Annotated in this window: 16 protein-coding genes, 2 riboswitches and 2 other annotated features; of the genes, 5 read left to right on the top strand and 11 right to left on the bottom strand. The window is 51.8% G+C overall.

Features of this window, described 5'->3' with window-relative positions:
• Positions 1-36 precede the first annotated feature (36 nt).
• From QZR21_RS02055 to guaA, 9 genes are all read right to left on the bottom strand, one after another.
• Complete coding sequence (locus QZR21_RS02055; RefSeq protein ID WP_296096676.1) at positions 37-831, bottom strand: TetR family transcriptional regulator; 795 nt, start codon at positions 829-831, stop codon at positions 37-39.
• 250 nt (positions 832-1,081) lie between these two features.
• On the bottom strand, positions 1,082-1,879 hold the full coding sequence (truA, locus tag QZR21_RS02050; RefSeq protein WP_296096679.1) for a tRNA pseudouridine(38-40) synthase TruA: 798 nt from the start codon (positions 1,877-1,879) through the stop codon (positions 1,082-1,084).
• A 202-nt stretch (positions 1,880-2,081) separates the two neighbouring features.
• Complete coding sequence (locus tag QZR21_RS02045) at positions 2,082-2,885, bottom strand: energy-coupling factor transporter transmembrane protein EcfT (RefSeq protein ID WP_296096682.1); 804 nt, start codon at positions 2,883-2,885, stop codon at positions 2,082-2,084.
• Positions 2,879-3,745, bottom strand: a complete 867-nt coding sequence (locus tag QZR21_RS02040; protein WP_296096684.1) for an energy-coupling factor transporter ATPase — start codon at positions 3,743-3,745, stop codon at positions 2,879-2,881. Before QZR21_RS02040 ends, QZR21_RS02045 begins: the two co-directional genes overlap by 7 nt.
• Positions 3,721-4,605 carry an energy-coupling factor transporter ATPase gene (locus QZR21_RS02035; RefSeq protein ID WP_296096688.1) on the bottom strand — a complete coding sequence of 295 codons (885 nt, stop codon included), beginning with the start codon at positions 4,603-4,605 and terminating at the stop codon, positions 3,721-3,723. Before QZR21_RS02035 ends, QZR21_RS02040 begins: the two co-directional genes overlap by 25 nt.
• Positions 4,606-4,848: 243 nt before the next feature.
• Positions 4,849-5,976, bottom strand: coding sequence for a metallophosphoesterase (locus tag QZR21_RS02030; protein WP_296096692.1), 1,128 nt, complete (start codon positions 5,974-5,976; stop codon positions 4,849-4,851).
• A gap of 218 nt (positions 5,977-6,194) precedes the next feature.
• Positions 6,195-6,956 carry an HAD-IIB family hydrolase gene (locus QZR21_RS02025; protein WP_296096695.1) on the bottom strand — a complete coding sequence of 254 codons (762 nt, stop codon included), beginning with the start codon at positions 6,954-6,956 and terminating at the stop codon, positions 6,195-6,197.
• A 267-nt stretch (positions 6,957-7,223) separates the two neighbouring features.
• Positions 7,224-7,769 carry a glutathione peroxidase gene (locus tag QZR21_RS02020; RefSeq protein ID WP_296096699.1) on the bottom strand — a complete coding sequence of 182 codons (546 nt, stop codon included), beginning with the start codon at positions 7,767-7,769 and terminating at the stop codon, positions 7,224-7,226.
• 777 nt (positions 7,770-8,546) lie between these two features.
• Positions 8,547-8,723: riboswitch (cobalamin riboswitch) on the bottom strand.
• A gap of 97 nt (positions 8,724-8,820) precedes the next feature.
• Positions 8,821-8,994, bottom strand: a riboswitch (cobalamin riboswitch).
• Between the two features lie 389 nt (positions 8,995-9,383).
• On the bottom strand, positions 9,384-10,922 hold the full coding sequence (gene guaA / locus QZR21_RS02015) for a glutamine-hydrolyzing GMP synthase (protein ID WP_296973502.1): 1,539 nt from the start codon (positions 10,920-10,922) through the stop codon (positions 9,384-9,386).
• Positions 10,923-11,421: 499 nt separating this feature from the next.
• Positions 11,422-11,632: a binding site (T-box leader), on the top strand.
• Between the two features lie 42 nt (positions 11,633-11,674).
• Between guaA and leuC the strand changes: the two genes are divergently transcribed.
• From leuC to leuB, 3 genes are read left to right on the top strand one after another with little or no spacing between them, the layout of a single operon-like run.
• Positions 11,675-12,934 (top strand): 3-isopropylmalate dehydratase large subunit, encoded by a 1,260-nt coding sequence (gene leuC, locus QZR21_RS02010; RefSeq protein ID WP_296099041.1) that lies wholly within the window; start codon positions 11,675-11,677, stop codon positions 12,932-12,934.
• A complete protein-coding gene (locus QZR21_RS02005; protein WP_296099044.1) occupies positions 12,935-13,426 on the top strand; it encodes a 3-isopropylmalate dehydratase small subunit in 492 nt (163 codons plus the stop codon).
• A 1-nt stretch (position 13,427) separates the two neighbouring features.
• On the top strand, positions 13,428-14,501 hold the full coding sequence (gene leuB / locus QZR21_RS02000) for a 3-isopropylmalate dehydrogenase (RefSeq protein WP_296099048.1): 1,074 nt from the start codon (positions 13,428-13,430) through the stop codon (positions 14,499-14,501).
• A 62-nt stretch (positions 14,502-14,563) separates the two neighbouring features.
• On the opposite strand, the gene QZR21_RS01995 is transcribed toward leuB, so the two are convergent.
• Both QZR21_RS01995 and QZR21_RS01990 read right to left on the bottom strand, forming a co-directional pair.
• Positions 14,564-15,739 carry a MalY/PatB family protein gene (locus QZR21_RS01995; RefSeq protein ID WP_296099051.1) on the bottom strand — a complete coding sequence of 392 codons (1,176 nt, stop codon included), beginning with the start codon at positions 15,737-15,739 and terminating at the stop codon, positions 14,564-14,566.
• A 136-nt stretch (positions 15,740-15,875) separates the two neighbouring features.
• Positions 15,876-17,006, bottom strand: coding sequence for a PLP-dependent aspartate aminotransferase family protein (locus tag QZR21_RS01990; RefSeq protein WP_296099053.1), 1,131 nt, complete (start codon positions 17,004-17,006; stop codon positions 15,876-15,878).
• Between the two features lie 47 nt (positions 17,007-17,053).
• Positions 17,054-17,296 (bottom strand) — a binding site (T-box leader).
• A 626-nt stretch (positions 17,297-17,922) separates the two neighbouring features.
• On the opposite strand from QZR21_RS01990, the gene QZR21_RS01985 reads away from it, so the two are divergent.
• Positions 17,923-18,714 (top strand): sigma-70 family RNA polymerase sigma factor, encoded by a 792-nt coding sequence (locus QZR21_RS01985; RefSeq protein WP_296099057.1) that lies wholly within the window; start codon positions 17,923-17,925, stop codon positions 18,712-18,714.
• Positions 18,715-18,950: 236 nt separating this feature from the next.
• Positions 18,951-19,326: transposase (locus tag QZR21_RS01980; protein ID WP_296973497.1), on the top strand; the 376-nt coding region annotated here is incomplete at its 3' end.

The raw sequence follows: 19,326 nt of genomic DNA, 5'->3' as shown, positions 1-19,326 counted from the left end.
ATGTTATGCATGATTCTTTGAATACAGTCTCAAAAATTATTTCTTTTTAGCCCGGATACCGTTCATAAGCACATCGTAGGCCTGGTTCATATAGGATGCCTCAGAAATATCCTCCTTCACATCGAACCGTTTCTTGATTTCGTTCATCAGGTAGTAGTACGCCACCATACCGGCCCAGGAAATGCAGACTTCCGTGGGCTTCAGGTCCTTCCGGAAACACCCCTGCTCCATGCCCTCTGTCAGGGCCGCCCGGAGCACAACCAGTACCATGGCAAACCGCTCTTTCCCGATGGATGCGAAGACCTCGGTGGGATGGATCATTTCCCAGGAGAAGATGCGGAGAATATAGGGATGTTCCTTCATGAGGCGGAAGAAGAAATGGGAGTACATTTCCATGATTTCCGTGGGACTGTGGCTCCCATCGGCTGCACTTTCTACGAAATCCACCAGCAGCGCCGATCCCCGTTCCAGGATAGACGCATACAGTTCCTTTTTACCGCCGAAATAGTAGGAAATGGCCGCACTGTTCACGCCAGCCTCCTTCCCTATATCCCGAATGGATACATCCGAATACCCTCGGAAAGCGAAAAGGCGGATCGCCGCATTTTCGATCTGTTCCTTCGTGTCCGGTTCCTTATCCTTCTCCCCCTCCGGAAAAAGTTCCCTGTACAAGGCTTCCTTTGTGCCAAAATAATAGGAAATGGAAGACACATTGACCTTCGCTTCCCGACTGATATCCCGGAGGGATGTGCCGGTATATCCCTTCTCTTTAAACAGCCGGGCCGCTGCTCTTCCGATTCGCTCTTTCTTATCCAGAGCCATGGTTCTCATTACCTCCTGCAGGCATGTTCTTATAATTATATGATTCTTGCGTTTTGTATATATTATATACTTTTTTCAGCTCCATTGGAACAGAAGGTATCAAACGATTGAAACGTTTAGAATGCCGTGTATCAAAGAAATACCAAAGTGTGAAAACGAAATCCGCCAGGGCAGAAGGCAGCGGCAGCCGCCATGGGTGGCAAGGCCATGGTCTGAAGGACCCCCCACAGGCAAAGCTTTCAACCGACTGCAGGCCCTGTCACCGACACCAGGGATAGAGGGGCATGCGGAGGGTCTCATCCACATCTTCCTTCATTATTGGTCTGAAATAGACGCGAAGGAGGCAGAGTCCTTCCGCCGGCGCCGTCATGCCCAGCTGCCTCCGGTCCCTGGCAGCCAGGATCCGCCTGATATCTTCCGGCGTCAGGGCGCCGGTCCCCGCATCTACCAGGGCACCGGCAATGTTTCGCACCATGTGGTACAGGAACCCCTCCCCCGTCACATAGATGCGGAAAAAGGGGCCGTCCCTCAAAATCCGGATTTCATAAATTTTCCGGACCGGGTCCGAAGGAACCGAATTATTTCCTCGGAATGAGGTGAAATCATGGGTTCCTTCCAATATCCGGGCCGCGGCCTCCATCCGGGAAAGGTCCAGCTTTTTCCCCGTCCTCCATACATAGGGCTTCAGGAAAGGGGATGCCTCCCGTTCTTCGGAAAGAAGGTATCCGTAGGTTTTTCCGAAATTTCTGCGGCGCACGGAGAAATCCATATCCATCTCCCGGCTGGCGGTGACGCGGATAGTATAGGGCAGGCGGGCATTCATGGCATAAATGAACCGGTCTCCGGGAATGGTGGAATCCGTATAAAACGTACACTCCTGCCCGTAGGCATGGACACCGGCATCTGTGCGGGCTACGAAGTAGAGGGTCGTCTTCTTCCCGGTCAGTTCCATGATGCAGTTTTCCACCATTTCCTGCACCGTCATCCGGTTCTCCTGGCGCTGGAAGCCACCATAGATGGTACCATCATAGGATAGGGTAATCCAGATATTTTTCATAATTCTCCTTATAAAAATGAATTGAGAGCTGAGCATTGAGATTCCGCAGTTCCATGGTGCTTATATGGCCGCGTACCCGTGCGACGGACTGTAGCTTTTCCGGAAGTCAGCAGCCTTGATTCCCCGTACCTGGGATTCCAGCCGTATTTCCTCATAAAAAAGTCTGTGAAAAAATTTCACAGACTTTTTATCATCCACAGTTTTACTTGAAAAGAATGTACAGTACCAGCAGGGCCGCTGTCACCACGATGACAGCGAGGAACGCGTTCCTGTCCCGCCAGGTGTACTTCAGCTGGTGCATCTTCGTCCGGCCTTCGCCGCCGCGGTAGCACCGGGCTTCCATGGCAGTCGCCAGGTCATCAGCCCGCCGGAAGGCGGAAATGAAGAGGGGTACCAGCAGGGGCACCATGTTCTTTGCCCGCTGCCAGAGGTTACCGTTCACAAAATCCGCTCCCCGGGAGGACTGGGCTTTCATGATGCGGTCCGTTTCTTCCAGAAGGGTCGGAATGAAGCGGAGAGCAATGGTCATCATCATGGCCAGTTCATGGGCCGGTACGCCGAAGCGGCGGAAGGGCATGAGCAGGGCTTCGATGCCATCGGTGAGAACGATAGGACTCGTCGTATATGTCAAGAGCGAAGAAAAGGCAATAAGGAATACGAGGCGAAGTGTCATGATAATGCCGTTTCGTATGCCTTCTTCACTGATATGGATAAACTTCCAGCTGAAAAGCTCCGTACCGGGGGTCGTGAAAATATGGATGGCCAGTGTGAAAACCAGGATAATCCGCAAGGGCTTGATGGCTTTCCAGATCAGGGAAACCGGCACCCCGGACATGGCGATGGCTGCAAAGGTAAAGGCTGCCACCAGAATATAGGACCAGAGATTATTGGCCAGGAAAATAGCCACGATGAAAATCATGGTACACAGGATTTTTGCTCTGGGGTCCATCCTGTGCAGGAAGGAATCTCCCGGATAATACTGGCCGAGGGTGATATCTGTTAACATGATTTCTTACCTCCCAGCATCCTGCTCATTTTATCCACCGCTTCTTCCACGGTCTTCGCTTCTTCCGGCACCGGAATGCCCATGTCCTTCAAGTGGAGGAGGGTCTGGGTAAGGGGCGGCGCATCGACGCCGCACTCCTGGAGCTCTTTCCGATGATGAAGGAATATATCCATAGGCTTCCCATCCATGACCAGGTGTCCCTTGTGCATCACAAGGAGCCGGGTCGCCAGACGGGCGATATCATCCATATTATGGGAAACAAGGATAACCGAAAATACACCTTTCTTATACCAGCTCTGGATACGGGAAAAAATTTCACGCCGTCCGATGGGGTCCAGCCCCGCCGACGGTTCATCGAGAATCAGGAAATCCGGATGCATGGCAATGACGCCGGCAATGGCTACACGCCGCTGCTGGCCGCCGGACAAACGGAAGGGAGACCGGCCGCCGTAGGTGTCATAATCGAGGCCTGCAAATTTCATAGCACTCTTCACTCGTTTTTCCGTTTCCTCTTCATCACAGCCCAGGTTTTTCGGGCCAAAGGCGATATCCTTGGCCACGGTCTCTTCGAAGAGCTGGTGTTCCGGATACTGGAAAACCATTCCCACCGAATGGCGCTTCGCCACGGCTTCCTTCGTCTTTGCCGCCAGGTCTACCCCATCGATGGTGACCTTGCCTGTGGTAGGATGGATGAGCCCGTTCAGGTGCTGGATAAGGGTGGATTTCCCGCTACCCGTATGGCCGATGATACCGACAAACTCTCCGGGCTCGATGGTAAGATTGATATTTTCCAGAGCCACCTTTTCAAAAGGAGAGCCTTTGCTGTATACGCAGCTTACATTTTCGACACATATGGACATAATGCCTTTCCCAGCTCCTCATCTGTCAAACAATCTTCCGGAATGGTAAATCCCTTTTTCCGGAGGCCATAGGCCAGATCTGCCGCCACCGGCACATCCAGGCCCAGGGCCCTCAGCTTTTCTGCCTGGGAGAATACCTCCCTCGCTGTCCCCTCCATGCGAAGGTGACCTTTGTCGATGACCATCACGTGATCCGCGGTCACCGCTTCTTCCATGAAGTGGGTAATAAGGACGATGGTAATGCCTTCGTTCTCATTCAGGTCATGCACTGTGTCCATGACCTCTTTCCGCCCCTTCGGGTCCAGCATGGCCGTCGGTTCATCGAGGACAATGCAGTCCGGATGCATAGCAAGGATTCCTGCAATGGCCACCCGCTGCTTCTGTCCGCCGGAGAGCATGGCGGGAGAATGGGTTCGGTAGGCAGTCATCCCCACCTTTTCCAGGGCCACATCCACCCGCTTCCGGATTTCATCGGGAGGAACACCGATATTTTCCGGACCGAAGGCCACGTCTTCCTCCACAATAGCCGCTACCAGCTGGTTATCGGGATTCTGGAAAACCATGCCCACCTTCTGCCGGATATCCCAGATATGGGAAAAACCGGAGGTCTTCATGCCTTCCACATAGATTTCCCCGTCCGTAGGAATGAGCAGTGCGTTCAGATGCCTGGCCAGCGTGGATTTCCCGCTGCCGTTCGTCCCGATGATGGCCGTAAAGGACCCCTTCTTTATGGTGGCCGTTACATCGGAAAGGGCATCAAATTTCTTTCCTTCCTCTGTCTCGAAGGTATGTGTCAAATGACGGATGTCAAACAAAATCTCTCCGCCCTGTTTTTCATCCTTCACCGGTTCTGTATCCATGATTCCTCTTTCCTGCAATGATAAGAATAAAACAATGATACTTTATGATAGCAGACGGCAGGCACTGCCGTCAATGGAATCCAGCGGATTCCGGTCTTCTATAATCATATCATGGATAGACTGTTTGTCAATTTATTAAATTTCATCTGTTTACAATAAAAGTAAATAAGGCCCCAAAAATGGCGGCGGCACTTTTCCCTCGGGCGAATTCCATGACCACCAAACTAACTCAGCCACTACGGGTCAACCGGATTTAGAGGAATGAAACTGTCCATTTGGCAAATAACTGACTGTAATCATCACAATCTCCGGTTTCGGACCCAGTCGGAACGGGGTTCCCCACATGCCGTAGCCGCTGGTAACATAGGCTATCATATTTCCATACCGCTTTACCCCATAATCCAAGTCAAAGGCTCTCTTTGTAAAGTATCGGTTTGGCCAGAACTGGCCCCCATGGGTGTGGCCTGCCAGAAACAGGTCGTGTCCCGCTTTGGCTGCTTCCTTCATGGACACCGGTTCATGTTCCATGACGATGGAAAAATGGCCATCCGATGGAGGAACCTCCGACAGGGGATGGTACAGAAAGTCTCCCATGCCATTCACCATAATGCCTTCGCCCGTCAGGAAACCTTCATTCAGGAGCACCCGGATGCTGAGGCCCTCCAGTATCTCCTTTTCCCTATCCGTATGGCCGCTGTAATGGTCATGGTTTCCCAGGACCGCCAATGTCCCTTTTTTCGGTTCCAGGTTTCTCAGCTCCTCCAAAGTATGGTTTTTTTCCACCACATGAAGATTGCCATCAATAATATCGCCGCCCATGAGAATATAGTCCGGATGCAGCCGGTTCAAATCCCTTACCAGGCGCCGGGCAAACCAGGGTCCCAGAAGGATCCCGAAATGAATATCACTTACAAAGGCAAAAGTCACCGGTCCCCTCACCGGCTTATGGGTGGTCAGGTCCAGATGCACCACCTGGGGATGGAAGGCCCGCCAGCTGCCAAAGATAATCAGTATAAAAAGGGCTGCAAGAGCCAGCCGGCTATACAAAGAAATCCAGCCTTCAAGGCCATTCCATCCCGTAATCCACCGAACTCCTTCCACCAGCAGGAACGGAACCGCCGCCATGGTGGCATAGTAGGTAAAAATAAAGCCATAGCCACCGACCCAGGCACAAAGGTGCACCAGGGTAAGGGGCATGTATTTCTCCGCCAGGTTTGGCAGGGTATATGCGAGGGGTTCCAGCAGGAACATAAGAATCCATACCGGATTTCTGAGGAAATCAAACCCGCTTCGGAAAAGCAGCCACTGCAGCAGGGCACAGAGTATTCCCAGAACCCCCTGGAATATATAAAACCAATTCCACTCCTTCATGGTCATTTCTCCTGTACAATAAAAAGCCCCTGACAGGCAGAGGCCAATCTCAGTATAGTCATTTGTGAAATCGCATGGCTGATGGATAAAAGAGCAATGGGACGGCCGGGCATCGCTCCGCCTGCTTGACCGGCGTTCTGCTTTTCCTTCGGGATTTTGGCTTTGCCACCTTTAGCCCCATGCAACCGTTTAACCTGCCTGTCAGACACTACGTACCATCAGATCCATCCAAAATGGCGGCAGGCGTTATAAATGCCATCCTCATCAGCCCGGTCCGTAATGTAGCGGGCTTTTTCCTTCAGCTGGGGTTTGGCATTACCCATGGCAATGGTCATCCATTCCTTCCGGAACATGGTGAGATCATTCATGCCATCTCCAAAGACTACGATTTCCCCATCGGGGATATGAAATTTCTTTTGGATTTCCATGATGCCCCGTTCCTTATGCACCGGTTCGATGAGCATGGTGTCTGTACTGAACCACACGTGAGGCAGTGTATAGAGAGGCACCTCCCCCGCTTCCTGTTTCGTGCAGGCCACAAAAATCTTATGGATCGCTTCTACCTTGCGGAAATCAAAGTCCCGGTCCACCTTCGTCTCATAGTACCGGTCCTTCACCTTTTCCAGGTACAGCGGTGTCCGGGTGATACGGTACTTCCTGTTATACGGGGCCGCTGCCCAGGGATGTTTTTCCTCATCCGTTTCCGACAGCATGCGGAAGCAGTCGGAAAGAGGCAGGCCTTCGTCGTAAAGAATTTTTCCATCGATGGTCACCGCATTGCCGCCGTCGGAAACCACTGCCGGAATGCCCAGGGTCTTTGCCACTTCCCAGGCATCCGCCTGCATACGGCCGGTGGCGATGGACACGAAGTGGCCATTCCTGACAAGCAGGCGGATGGCCTCCCTGGTGCTCTCCGGATAGTCCGCCGTCAGCGGTGTGGTCAGGGTCCCATCGATATCAAAAAAGAAATATTTTTTCATATCCTTTCCTCCATAGGGTCTACTATTTATCATTATACTATCATTTCGGACATGAAAATACCGCCGGAAAAGAAAAGGTCTTTTCACGGCGGTTTGATAGAACATGCTTAGCAAGCAGCCCATATAGATGAATGGCGTTAAAAGTTATATTTTTGCTTAGGCTGGTGCCTTTCCATAGCGGGACGCCCACACCCCGGTGAACAAACGCAGCGGCATTTATTGGCAGCCTTTTGCCCCATTCATCCGGTTTCACATCCCCCCCAATAATTACAGCAGCTTTTCGATTTCCGGAGCGATGGCTTCCGGTGTCTTTGTCGGTTCGAACCGTTCCACCACGTTTCCATCCCGGTCGATGAGGAATTTCGTGAAATTCCATTTAATAGAATCGTCTTTCAGGAAGTCAGGGTAGTTTTTCTTAATAAAATTCAGGAGATTCTGGGCATTGGGATGGTCCATGTCCAGTCCCTTGAACCCCTTTTCCTTCACCAGGTACTTGAAGAGGGGCTGGGCTGTTTCCCCGCGGACATCTCCCTTTTGGAACATGGGAAATGTGACGCCATAGTTCAGGCGGCAGAATTCCTGGATTTCCCCGTTGCTGGCAGGGTCCTGCTCTGCAAACTGGTTGCATGGGAATCCCAGTACCGCAAAGCCCCGGTCTTTATAGGTGGTATAAAGCTTCTCCAGGCCTTCAAACTGAGGGGTAAAGCCGCATTTGCTGGCTGTATTTACGATAAGGAGCACCTTTCCCTTGAATTCAGAAAGGGAAATTTCCTGTCCCTTCATGGTAGTCGCTTTGAAATCATATACGCTCATTGTTTCCTCCTTCTGCAGCCTCCGGCCACAAAAATGATTACTCTATTTCATTAATTCTGTAAAACGATATTTCTCTATCCGTCCTTATTATATTTATTTTTATCGAAATGGTCAAGTAAAAAAAGAAGCGACATGGATGCCGCTTCAAAAGGGGTTGGAGCATTCGCTCCTATGAGAACCTGTATAATAACATCCCTTCGGAATGCTATTACCAAAAAGAGTAGGGTGAGGGATGGTGGCATTCCCTGGTACCGCCATCCCTCAAAGGGAGGAAAGAGGGGCAAAACCCTCATGCAATCAGACCGGAAGGAAATCTTCCGTATAGGAACTTCCATGAAGGAAGGATTTTAAAAAAGTGGGGCGATGATCATATTTCCCTGTTATGACCATCGCCTGAAAGGGAGATGAACCATAGGGGCCAAGCCCCGGATATATAGGAACTTCCTTGCGGAAGCATCTGTAAAAGGGATGGGTGATGATGATATTTCCCTGTTACCGCCATCACCCGAAAGGAGATGAACCATGGAGAAATCCCCACAGGACTATGTAAAACCCCAAAGGGTATTTACACCGAAAGTGTACGAACCTTCCATAGACAACCACCGCCGGAGCGGGAGAATGATGTTCCCTGCCACCATCCTCCGGGATATATCTGGCCGGGAATCCTCACTCCCGGTGCGAATAAAAAAATCCACCCTTTCCGAAAAAGGATAGGGTGAACCTGTGCACGTCAAAATGACTTGTATTGATACACACCTTCCCATCGCTCGTAGGTCAAACGGTGATTTCAAAACAGGCAGTTCTCCTGACTCTGCTTCCCTGCTCATCCAGCCTTCCCAATGTACTCAGTGACTTTTGTTGGATTTGCTCTGCATTACAGTGGCGGGACCGTGCCGGCTTTTCACCGGTCTTCCCTATTGAGCCCTTAAGGGCACCTGTTTCCCTATGAAATTGTTCTCCTCATAACCGAAGTGCCAGCCATTAAAAAATCCCTTTACCCAAGCGTAAAGAGACATCCATGAGATATCCCCTTCCCATCGCTCGTGGGTTCTAACGGTGACATAAGATAGGCAGTTCTCCTGACTTTGCTTCCTCGCTCCTCCGTCTTCCCGGTTTCCCAGTGACATTTCTGGATTTGCTCTGCATTACAGTGGCGGGACCATGCCGGTTTTTCACCGGTCTTCCCTATTAAGCCCTTAAGGGCACCTTTCTTTTCTTATTCGGTTATATTTATAATAGCACCCTGTAGGTGCCCTGTCAAATAGAAATTTAAGAATACCCCATTGAGACAATCGCACTATTGCGGTTTGTCGAGCTGTTGTGTTCGGCGCAGATGGGTAGAGCCATTCGCATGGAGCTTCTAGCTACTAGCAGTTAGCTGCTAGGAAGGCTGATTCGCCTGCGGCGCTACCCCCTATATTTCCGTCAGTCATTCGTGCCGTAGGCTGACCAGCTTTCCTGGAAGCCAGGAGCTAGAAGCCCCCGCACGAATGACTCTATCCGTAAGCATCGCCCCAACAGCTCGACAAACTGAAATATCGCATTTCCCCAGACGCAAAACATCCCTGCCGACTGTCTGCACAGACAGCCGGCAGGGATGTTTGTATTTTCTTATTATTCCCATTCAATGGTGCTCGGCGGCTTGGAGGTGATATCGTAGACTACGCGGTTCACTCCGGCCACTTCGTTACAGATGCGGCGGCTCATTTCATCCAGCACTTCCCAGGGGAAGCGGAAGTAATCGGCGGTCATGCCATCGGAAGAGGTGACGGCACGTATACCTACGGTGTAATCATAGGTCCGTTCATCCCCCTGGACACCGACGGAGCGGATGGCTGCCGGAAGGATGGCAAAGGACTGCCAGATATCGTTGTACAGGCCGTGCTGTTTGATCACGTCCCGAACGATGAAATCGGCGCGGCGGAGGATATCCAGCCGTTCCGGTGTGATTTCGCCGATGATACGGATAGCCAGGCCCGGTCCCGGGAATGGCTGGCGGTTTACCACTTCTTCCGGAAGACCCAGCTGCCGGCCCAGTTCACGGACTTCATCCTTGAAGAGTTCACGGAGCGGTTCGATGAGCTGGAACTTCATATCCTTCGGAAGTCCCCCCACGTTGTGGTGGGATTTGATAGTGGAAGCGGTGGCGGTACCGGACTCTACCACGTCCGGATACAGGGTGCCCTGGACAAGGAACTTCACGTCCTGCAGTTTATTGGCTTCTTCCTGGAAAGTATGGATAAATTCAGCGCCAATGGTCTTACGCTTCTTTTCCGGTTCTGTGACGCCCTTCAGGAGGGACATGAAATGCTTGGATGCATCAATGTGAACCAGTTTCATGTTGAATTTATTCTTGAATGTATCCACCACCTGTTCCGCTTCACCGAGGCGAAGGAACCCGTGGTCTACAAAGACGCAGGTCAGCTGGTCGCCGATGGCTTTGTGGACGAGGACAGCGGCTACAGAGGAATCGACGCCGCCGGAAAGGGCGCAGATTACATTGTGTTTTCCTACTTTTTCACGGATATTTTCCACGGCAATGTCGATGTAATTGCCCATGGACCATCCGCCTTTGCATTCGCAGATCTTAAAGAGGAAATTCTTCAGCATGGTGGTACCTTCCGGCGTGTGAACCACTTCCGGATGGAACTGGACGCCGAAGAAACGACGGGCTTCATCGGCCATAGCAGCAGTAGGGGTAAGGTCCGTGTGGCCGGTGAGACCAAAGCCTGCGGGCATATCGGTGACAGCGTCGCCATGGCTCATCCATACAGCCGTCTTTTCAGAACCCCCCTCAAAGAGAGCAGAGCTGCCGTCCCGATAGAACTCGGTGTGGCCGTATTCGTGTTTTTCCGGTTTCGACACTTCGCCGCCCAGTTCTTTCGCCATGAGCTGCATGCCATAGCAGATACCGAGGATCGGAATGCCTGCCTTGAATACGTCCGGATCCACCTGGGGTGCATTTTCAGCATTTACGCTGGAAGGTCCACCGGAGAAAATAATGCCCTTCGGGTTCTGGGCAAGGATTTCCTTCGCCGTCTTGTTGTATGGCAGGATTTCGCAGTATACGCCGCATTCACGCACGCGCCGTGCGATGAGCTGGGCATACTGTCCGCCAAAGTCAACAATCATAACAATTTCCTGATGCTTCATCTGTTTCCTCCTGTAGGAACATAATCAGTTGGGACTACATGTATTCCTTATTATATCATATTTAGGAAGTGGCCTACGACTAAGTTCAGCCAATTGCGGTTTGTCGAGCTGTTGGAGCGAAGCTTACGGATAGAGTCATTCGTGCGGGGCTTCTAGCTCCTGGCTTCTAGCTGCTAGGAAGACTCGACAGCCTGCGGCACGAATGACTGGCAGAAACGTCGAGTGGAAAGCGCCGCAGGCGAATCAGCTTTCCTAGCCGCTAACAGCTAGAAGCTAACAGCCCCGTACGAGTGACTCTACCCGTCAACACCGAATACCAACAGCTCGATAAACTGAAATTGGCAGTACTTTCCCGTCTGGCGATGAAACCTTGAACCTCAACCATCACTTCTTTACATTCATTGTACTTCTTTCCTGTGACAAAAGTTGTCTTAAGAGAAAAATTTAAAAAATGGAGTTTGCAAAAAGGAAAAAGTTGTGGTAGAGTATTCCTAACTTCAGAAAAGCATTGATGGGAAGCAATAGAAGTCTCCACTTACCCCCAGAGAGTCATTGGATGGTGAAAAATGACGGAAGCAGATTTCGAACTCGTCCCTGAGCTGCAGGATTGAACGTATAGCAGTAGATCCTGCCGGCACCTGGCCGTTATCAGCATGAGTGCATGCCTTTAGCATGAATAAGAGTGGTACCGCGAGTCCTTCGTCTCTTGGAGACGGAGGATTTTTTTATTGGAAAATTGGGGAGGCATTCCTATGGGTATGACAATGACACAGAAAATCCTGGCAAAACATGCCGGGGTAGATTCCGTTAAGGCGGGAGATCTGATTTACTGCAGCCTGGACCTGGTAATGGCCAATGATATTACTGCGCCGCCATCGATTGCAGAGTTCAAAAAAGTAGGCCGTCCGGTATTTGACAGGAACAGGATTGTCCTTGTACCGGATCATTTCCAGCCGGCCAAGGATATCAAATCCGCAGGCCTCGCTAAAATTGTAAGAGACTTTGCCCGGGAGAACGGGATTATCAATTACTTTGAACAGGGCCGGGTGGGTATTGAGCATGCCCTCCTTCCGGAAAAGGGCCTGGTGGGACCGGGCATGGTAACCATAGGCGCCGATTCCCATACCTGCACCTATGGAGCCCTGGGCGGCTTTTCCACGGGCGTAGGCTCCACGGATCTCGGCGTTGCCATGGCTACGGGGGAAGCCTGGTTCAAGGTCCCCGATGCGATTAAGGTGGTGCTGACCGGAACAAAGCCGGAAGACATCACCGGTAAGGACGTGATTCTTACACTTATCGGCATGATCGGTGTCGACGGTGCCCTGTACAAGTCCCTGGAATTTACGGGTCCCGGCATTTCTTCCCTTTCCATGGCGGACCGTTTCACCATTGCCAATATGGCTATTGAAGCGGGCGGCAAGAATGGTATTTTCCCGGTGGATGAAAAGACGAAGACCTATATTGAAGGACGGTTCCGGAAACCCTATGAAGTGGTGGAAGCTGATGAAGACGCCCACTATTGCAGGGAAGTGACCATCGACCTTTCTTCCATGAAGCCTGTGGTTTCATTCCCCCACCTGCCGGAAAATACAAAGGTGGTCGGTACATTCGGGGACATTCCCATTGACCAGGTGGTTATCGGTTCCTGTACGAACGGCAGGCTGGAGGATCTGGCCATTGCAGCCCGCATCTTTGAAGGCCACAAGGTGCACCCGCGGGTGCGGTGTATCGTAATTCCTGCCACTCCTGCCATTTATCTGGCTGCCATGCATGCAGGATATATTGATACATTCATCAATGCAGGCTGTGCCGTTTCTACGCCTACCTGCGGTCCCTGCCTTGGCGGTTATATGGGTATCCTTGCCAGTGGGGAACGATGCGTGTCCACTACGAACCGCAATTTCATCGGCCGCATGGGGCCCACGGATTCTGAAATTTATCTGGCAGGTCCCCAGGTGGCCGCTGCCAGTGCCGTCATGGGACGGATTGCTGCTCCTAAGGAGGTAAAATAAATGGCTGTATTAGAAGGAAAAGTCTGGCGCTACGGCGATAATATCGATACGGATGTCATCATTCCGGCCCGGTATCTGAATACATTTGATCCGAAGGAACTGGCTTCCCACTGCATGGTGGATATCGATCCCACCTTTGCAAAGAATGTAAAGGCCGGGGATATCATGGTGGGTGGTAAGAATTTCGGCTGCGGTTCTTCCAGGGAACACGCACCGGTGGCTATCAAGGCATCGGGAGTGCCGGTTATTATTGCAGCCTCCTTTGCCCGTATCTTTTATCGGAACGGTATCAATGTGGGACTGCCGCTTCTGGAAATCGGAGAAGATGTGGAAAAAATCCATGCCGGTGACCGGCTTTCTGTGGACCTGTCTACAGGAAAGATTACAGATATCACCACAGGAGATACGTTCCAGGCGCCGCCGCTGCCCGGATTTATCCAGGATATTGCAAAGGCCGGTGGCCTCATCAATTACGTAAAGGAGTACAGGTAATATGGCAAAGCACATTGTAGTCATCCCGGGAGACGGTATCGGAAAAGAAGTCACAGACGGTGCCGTGGAAGTACTGAAAAAAGCAGATGATATCTATCATATGGATCTTTCCTATGAATGGAAAGATGCCGGTGGCACGGCCTACGACAAATACGGTGTGCCACTGCCGGAGGACACGGTGGATGCCTGCCGGAAGGCGGACGCCATCCTGTTTGGCGCCGTGGGAGGAGACCAGTGGGATCACCTGGAACCGGCGCTGCGCCCGGAAAAGGCTATCCTGGGCCTTCGGAAATCCCTGGGACTCTATGTGAACCTCCGCCCCGTGAAGATTGCGGATTCCATGATTGAATATTCTCCGCTGAAGCCTGAAATCGCCAAAGGAACGGACATTATGATTGTCCGGGAACTGGTGGGAGGCATTTATTTCGGGAAGCGCTGTGAATCAGAAATCGTCGATGGTGCAGAACAGGCCTGGGATGTGGAAAAATACTCAGTACCGGAAGTGGAGCGGATTACCCGGTTTGCCATGGAGGCGGCAAAAAAGCGCCATGGCCATGTAACCAGTGTAGATAAGTCCAATGTTCTGGCGTCTTCCCGCCTTTGGAGACGGACAGTCATTAAAGTACAGGAAGAGGAATATCCGGATATCCGGCTGGACCACATGTATGTAGACAACTGTGCCCAGCAGTTTGCTATCCACCCGTCCTTCTTTGATGTGGTGGTGACAAGCAACATGTTCGGCGATATCCTGTCCGATGAAGCTGCTGTCCTTTCGGGCTCCGTAGGCATGCTGTCTTCCGCTTCCATCGGCGAGGAAACAAGCCTTTATGAACCGATTCATGGGTCTGCTCCCGATATCGCAGGCAAGGGAATCGCCAATCCTATTGCCACTGTCCTTTCTGCGGCCATGATGCTCCGCTATTCCCTGAACGAAGATAAAGCAGCAGAGGCGATTGAAAAAGCGGTAAATGAAACCCTGGAAGATGGTTTCCGTACCGGAGACATTTACAGGGATGGCATGAAAAAGGTCAATGGAGAAGGCATGACAGAAGCCATTATTGACCATCTGAAATAATTCTCCATAAAAAAGAGCGGTAAAAATGGATTTCCATTTTTACCGCTTTTTTCATGGGACGATTACTTTTCAAACCCCTCCTTCAGCTGCCGGAGACCCTGCTCCAGAGTTCTTCTCGGGCAGGCCAGGTTGAACCGGAGGAATCCTTCCCCCTCCTTGCCGAAGACGTAGCCCATATCGAGCCACAGGTGGCAGTCATAGAGAACCTTATGCTCCAGGGCTTCATTGGACAGGCCGTAGGCGGAAGCGTCAATCCAGATGAGGTAAGTCCCCTCCGGCTCTATGAGTCTCATCTTCGGGAGATTTTCCTTCAGGTACTGTCTGGTGAAGTCCAGGTTATTCCGAATATATTCCCACACCAGGTCCAGCCATTCCTGTCCCTTTTCATAGGCCGCCCGGCAGGCGGTGAGGCCCATGACGTTGAGCTGGTCATAACCGAAGGCATCGAGCTCTTCCTGGAAGGCTTTCCGGATGGCGGGATTGGGGATGAGAATATTGGAATTCTGGAGGCCGGCGATGTTGAATGTCTTCGACGGAGCGGTGCAGATGATGGCATTATTGGCCGCCTCTTCACTGATGGTTCCGAAGGCAGTATGGGGATGGCCGGGATAGGTGAAATCTTCATGGATTTCATCGGCCACGATTTTCACGCCGTGGCGGAGGCAGATATCCGCATACCGGGTGAGCTCCTCCTTCGTCCACACCCGGCCCACCGGATTGTGGGGAGAACAGAGAAGGGCGAGCTTCACATGACCCTCTACGATTTTCTTTTCCAGGTCCTCGAAGTCCAGTTCATAGTGGCCGTCTTTCAGGACCAGGGGGCTGTTTACCAGTTTCCGGCCATTTTTGATGACCGCATTCAGGAAGGGATAGTATACGGGCTGGTTAATAAGGATGCCGTCTCCCTCTTTCGTGAGAGCCTTCACGGCCAGGTTGATGGCCGGCACCACGCCGGGGGTCTTGATGAGCCATTCCGGACGGATGGTCCAGTGGAAATGGCGCTCCTGCCAGCGGGCCAACGCCTTGAAGTAGGCATCCCCTGATTCGGAATAGCCGAAGATGCCATGGCGCACCCGGGCTTCCAGGGCTTCCAGGATAGGCTCGGCCACTTTGAAATCCATGTCCGCCACCCAGAAGGGCAGCACATCCGCCGGCTTTCCCCGCTGCAGGGCAAAATCATATTTCAGGCAGCCGCTTCCCCGGCGGTCGATGACGGTATCTAAGTCAGAAAGTTTCATAGGATACTCCTTACAGGTAAATAATGGGTGCAGGCGGGTAGAGCCGCTGGGGCAGTGCTTCCTTAGCTTTTGGTAGTCAGAAGCTAAAAACTGACTGCTCCGTGGAAGTGACTCTACCCACCAACAGGTCCGAATCTCAGCCCAGAGCCTGGGAGAGGTCGGCGATGAGGTCGTTTACATCTTCGATGCCTACAGACAGGCGGAGGAGGCAGTTTGTGATGCCCCGGGACTGCCGTTCTTCTTCGGAAAGGTCACTGTGGGTCTGGGTGGCGGGGTAGGTGATGAGGCTTTCTACGCCGCCAAGGCTTTCGGCGAAGCGGATGAGTTTCACGTCCTTTAACACCTTCAGTGCCGTCTCATGGGTGTCGGTGTAGAAAGAAAGCATAGCGCCGGCGCCCCGGGACTGGCGGAAGTGGACGTCCCGGTTCGGGAAATTCTTGAGCCCCGGGTAGAAGACCTTGGATACCTTCGGATGGTTTTCCAGCCATTCTGCAAGGATCCCGGCATTTTTCTGGGCCGCTTCCATACGGATGGCCAGGGTCTTGATGCCCCTGGTGACGAGCCAGCTGTCAAAGGGAGCCAGGCAGCCGCCGACGGTTTTGTAAAGGAAACGGACTTTGTCCGCAATTTCCCTGTCTCTGCAGACCACGAATCCTGCCAGGGTATCGTTGTGGCCGGCCAGGTACTTTGTGCCGCTGTGGAGGACAATGTCAGCACCGAAGTCGATGGGATTGCAGAAGTAGGGGCTCATGAACGTATTGTCCGCGATGAGGAGAGCGCCGTGGGAGTGGGCGATGTCCGCCATCTTCCGGATATCCGTCACCTGCATCATGGGATTCATGGGGGTCTCGATGTAGAGGGCCTTCACCGTATTATCAAACGCTTCTTCCACCTTATCCGGATAGGAAGTATTCACGAATTTGAAATGAATGCCGTTCTTTTCGTTCACGAAACGGAAAAGACGGATGGAGCCGCCGTAGAGATCATCGGAAGAGATGATGGTATCCCCCGGCTTGAAGAGTTCCATAACCATGGAAATGGCGGCCATGCCGGAGGAATAGCTGGTACAGTCACAGCCATGCTCCAGGGTGGCTACCACCTTTTCCGCGCTTTCCCTGGTGGGGTTTTGGACCCGGGTGTAGTCGTAGCCCGTAGATTCACCGAGTTCCGGGTGGCCGAATGTGGCACTCTGGAAAATGGGAACAGAAATGCAGCCGGTGGGATCCTGCCAGTCGCTTCCGTGAATGCAGATTGTTTTGATATCCATATGAATGACCTTCCTTTTTTGTGAAATAAAAAAATCGTCCCTCAAAATTGAGAGACGATATATAACCGTGTTACCACTCTGTTTCTCCTTCCCGTCGCCGGAAAAGACTTATCAGGTACGCCGGACGATGCCATAAATACCCTGCTGCTGTAACGGGCAGTCCCGGCGGGCTTCATGATTCGGCCCGGAAGCTCAAAGTCCATCTTCTGTTCTTCTCTCCGCACTGCTTTCACCATACGCAGCTCTCTTTGCCGGTTCAAAAAACGTACTCTTCTTCTCATCGCTTTCTGTGAAATTAGAAGTATGATAACACGGAAGGGAAGAGGTGTCAAGGGAACTTACAATCGGCGTATGGAGCACAATAAAAAATGAGGAATGAGGAATCAGGAATGAGGAATGGTGGTGCGGCGCACAAATCAAAAGCGCCGCTCATTTTTTGATTATCCTGCCACCTGGGCCTGCCATCTGGACCGGCGGTAAGCGGAGATGTGGCAATGAAGTTACGAATGGCTAAAGATCCGAGAAGCGGAGAAATCTTTCTTGAGTCTGGGAATACCGGGCTTACCGACTTTGAGCTGAAGCACATGAAAAATCAGGAATGAGGAATGAGGAATCAGGAACGGTGGCGCGGCGCACAATTCATATAGCACCGCTTTTGGATTTGCTGTTTCTGTCATCTTGCTCGGCGGTAAGCGGAGAAGTGGTAATGAAGTTACAGATGGCTGAAGTTTCAAGGATTGGGGAAGTCTTCCCTGGGTCCGGAAATGCAGGGCTTTCGCAGACATCAGCCACCCCTTGGATGATGTCCCTGCCAGGTGGGGGACTGCAGTCCCAATCTTTCTTTTCCTTGCACTTCTTCCATTTTCTATCGTACAATGAAGGAAAATCGGTCACCCGTTGTACATAGGAGGCTATTATGGAAGGATTCTGCCTTGTTTCTTTTATGGAAATGTGGAAGAAAAAACTCCACGCTCCCGGGAATGGGATTCTGCTGGAATCGGGGGAATCCTACGGCCTTTCCGGCTGGGATGCCTTTCTGGATACCATGAATGGTTTCATCCAGAGCCAGAAAGAGGAGTGGGGAGAACGATATCCTACGAATGAGGACGTATTTCGCGGGCGAGACAGGGCGGAAATCAGCGGGGAAACGGCTATGGAAATCCTGTGGGCCTGGAATTTTCCTTTCCTGGTACGCCTGGCCAGGCGGTATCCTAAGGAAAGTCCGGAGGGACTCATTGTCTCTTCCTTTGAAAATTTCCGGCGGGCCGTGGACCGGTATGATGAAAGGCAGGGGGTACGATTTCTTTCGTTCTGCCGACTCTCCCTGGAAGGAGCCATGAAGGAGGAGTATTTCCGAAATAAGACCTACCGGGAAAGGCAGGTGCTGTCCCTGAATACGCCGGTGGCCAATCCCATGGATGAGGAACTGGAGACCATAGATCTCACCGCAGATGAATCCCAGGGAACCCCGGAGCTCATGGAAGAGCGGGACCGGAGGCATCGGGAAAGGGAACAGATCCGCCGCCTTCTTGCGGTGGTGGTGCTCACGGAGCGGCAGTCGGCGGTTATAGAGAAAGTATACTTTGAGGACAAGAGCCAGGCCGATACGGCCCGGGAGCTGGGCATTACGCCCACTTCCGTCCGCGATGCCCTTCAGGGGGCCCGGCGGAAGCTGAAGAGGGCCCTGGAAAAGGAGCCAATGATTTGAATCCTGTAGACGTTTTGAGACGTTTTGACGGATGGAGTCACTGGGCGGGACTTCCCTGGAAGCTGACAGCCGGCGGCTCCTGCCCCGATGACTCTAAGGAAGCGCTGATTAATTCGCAGAGTGATAATGCCAGTATAATGGTGTAAATTGATTAATCAAAAAAATCAAGAGCCATATGGCTCGATCCTCAGGTATAATGAAGTCACCACAACAGCATTATTAAGGAGGAAATCCATATGGCTCAAATTAATATTACCCTTAACCAAGAAGAATTTCTAGCTCTTATGTCGTGTGATTGCAATGAATTTTTTAGGACCTTTATGGAAAAGGGTCTGAATCAGGCGTTGAAATGCCAGTCAGACCAGCAGCTTCAGGCAAAGCCGTATGAACGCAGCGATGAACGGACCGATTATCGTAATGGGTACCGAGAAAGGGACTTGGTTACACGTGTTGGCACAATTACTCTTCGTGTTCCCCGGCATCGTTTTAAACCCTTTGAGACGGAGCTCTTTGAGAACTATTCCCGTAGCGAGTCTGCACTGATTGCAACTATGGCCGAGATGGTAATAAATGGTGTCTCTACCCGTAAAATAGCCAGAATTACAGAGACTC

It is taken from the genome of uncultured Dialister sp., assembly GCF_900541605.1.
In the GTDB taxonomy this organism is placed as follows: domain Bacteria; phylum Bacillota; class Negativicutes; order Veillonellales; family Dialisteraceae; genus Dialister.
The sequence above is the reverse complement of the archived record's forward strand: the minus strand, read 5'-3'. Positions and strand labels throughout refer to the sequence as shown.

Bases quoted from the DNA above. Each gene is read 5' to 3' on its own strand.
- QZR21_RS02055 (WP_296096676.1), bottom strand. From the start codon at position 831: ATGAGAACCATGGCTCTGGATAAGAAAGAGCGAATCGGAAGAGCAGCG.
- truA (WP_296096679.1), bottom strand. From the start codon at position 1,879: ATGAAAAATATCTGGATTACCCTATCCTATGATGGTACCATCTATGGT.
- QZR21_RS02045 (WP_296096682.1), bottom strand. From the start codon at position 2,885: ATGTTAACAGATATCACCCTCGGCCAGTATTATCCGGGAGATTCCTTC.
- QZR21_RS02040 (WP_296096684.1), bottom strand. From the start codon at position 3,745: ATGTCCATATGTGTCGAAAATGTAAGCTGCGTATACAGCAAAGGCTCT.
- QZR21_RS02035 (WP_296096688.1), bottom strand. From the start codon at position 4,605: ATGGATACAGAACCGGTGAAGGATGAAAAACAGGGCGGAGAGATTTTG.
- QZR21_RS02030 (WP_296096692.1), bottom strand. From the start codon at position 5,976: ATGAAGGAGTGGAATTGGTTTTATATATTCCAGGGGGTTCTGGGAATA.
- QZR21_RS02025 (WP_296096695.1), bottom strand. From the start codon at position 6,956: ATGAAAAAATATTTCTTTTTTGATATCGATGGGACCCTGACCACACCG.
- QZR21_RS02020 (WP_296096699.1), bottom strand. From the start codon at position 7,769: ATGAGCGTATATGATTTCAAAGCGACTACCATGAAGGGACAGGAAATT.
- guaA (WP_296973502.1), bottom strand. From the start codon at position 10,922: ATGAAGCATCAGGAAATTGTTATGATTGTTGACTTTGGCGGACAGTAT.
- leuC (WP_296099041.1), top strand. From the start codon at position 11,675: ATGGGTATGACAATGACACAGAAAATCCTGGCAAAACATGCCGGGGTA.
- QZR21_RS02005 (WP_296099044.1), top strand. From the start codon at position 12,935: ATGGCTGTATTAGAAGGAAAAGTCTGGCGCTACGGCGATAATATCGAT.
- leuB (WP_296099048.1), top strand. From the start codon at position 13,428: ATGGCAAAGCACATTGTAGTCATCCCGGGAGACGGTATCGGAAAAGAA.
- QZR21_RS01995 (WP_296099051.1), bottom strand. From the start codon at position 15,739: ATGAAACTTTCTGACTTAGATACCGTCATCGACCGCCGGGGAAGCGGC.
- QZR21_RS01990 (WP_296099053.1), bottom strand. From the start codon at position 17,006: ATGGATATCAAAACAATCTGCATTCACGGAAGCGACTGGCAGGATCCC.
- QZR21_RS01985 (WP_296099057.1), top strand. From the start codon at position 17,923: ATGGAAGGATTCTGCCTTGTTTCTTTTATGGAAATGTGGAAGAAAAAA.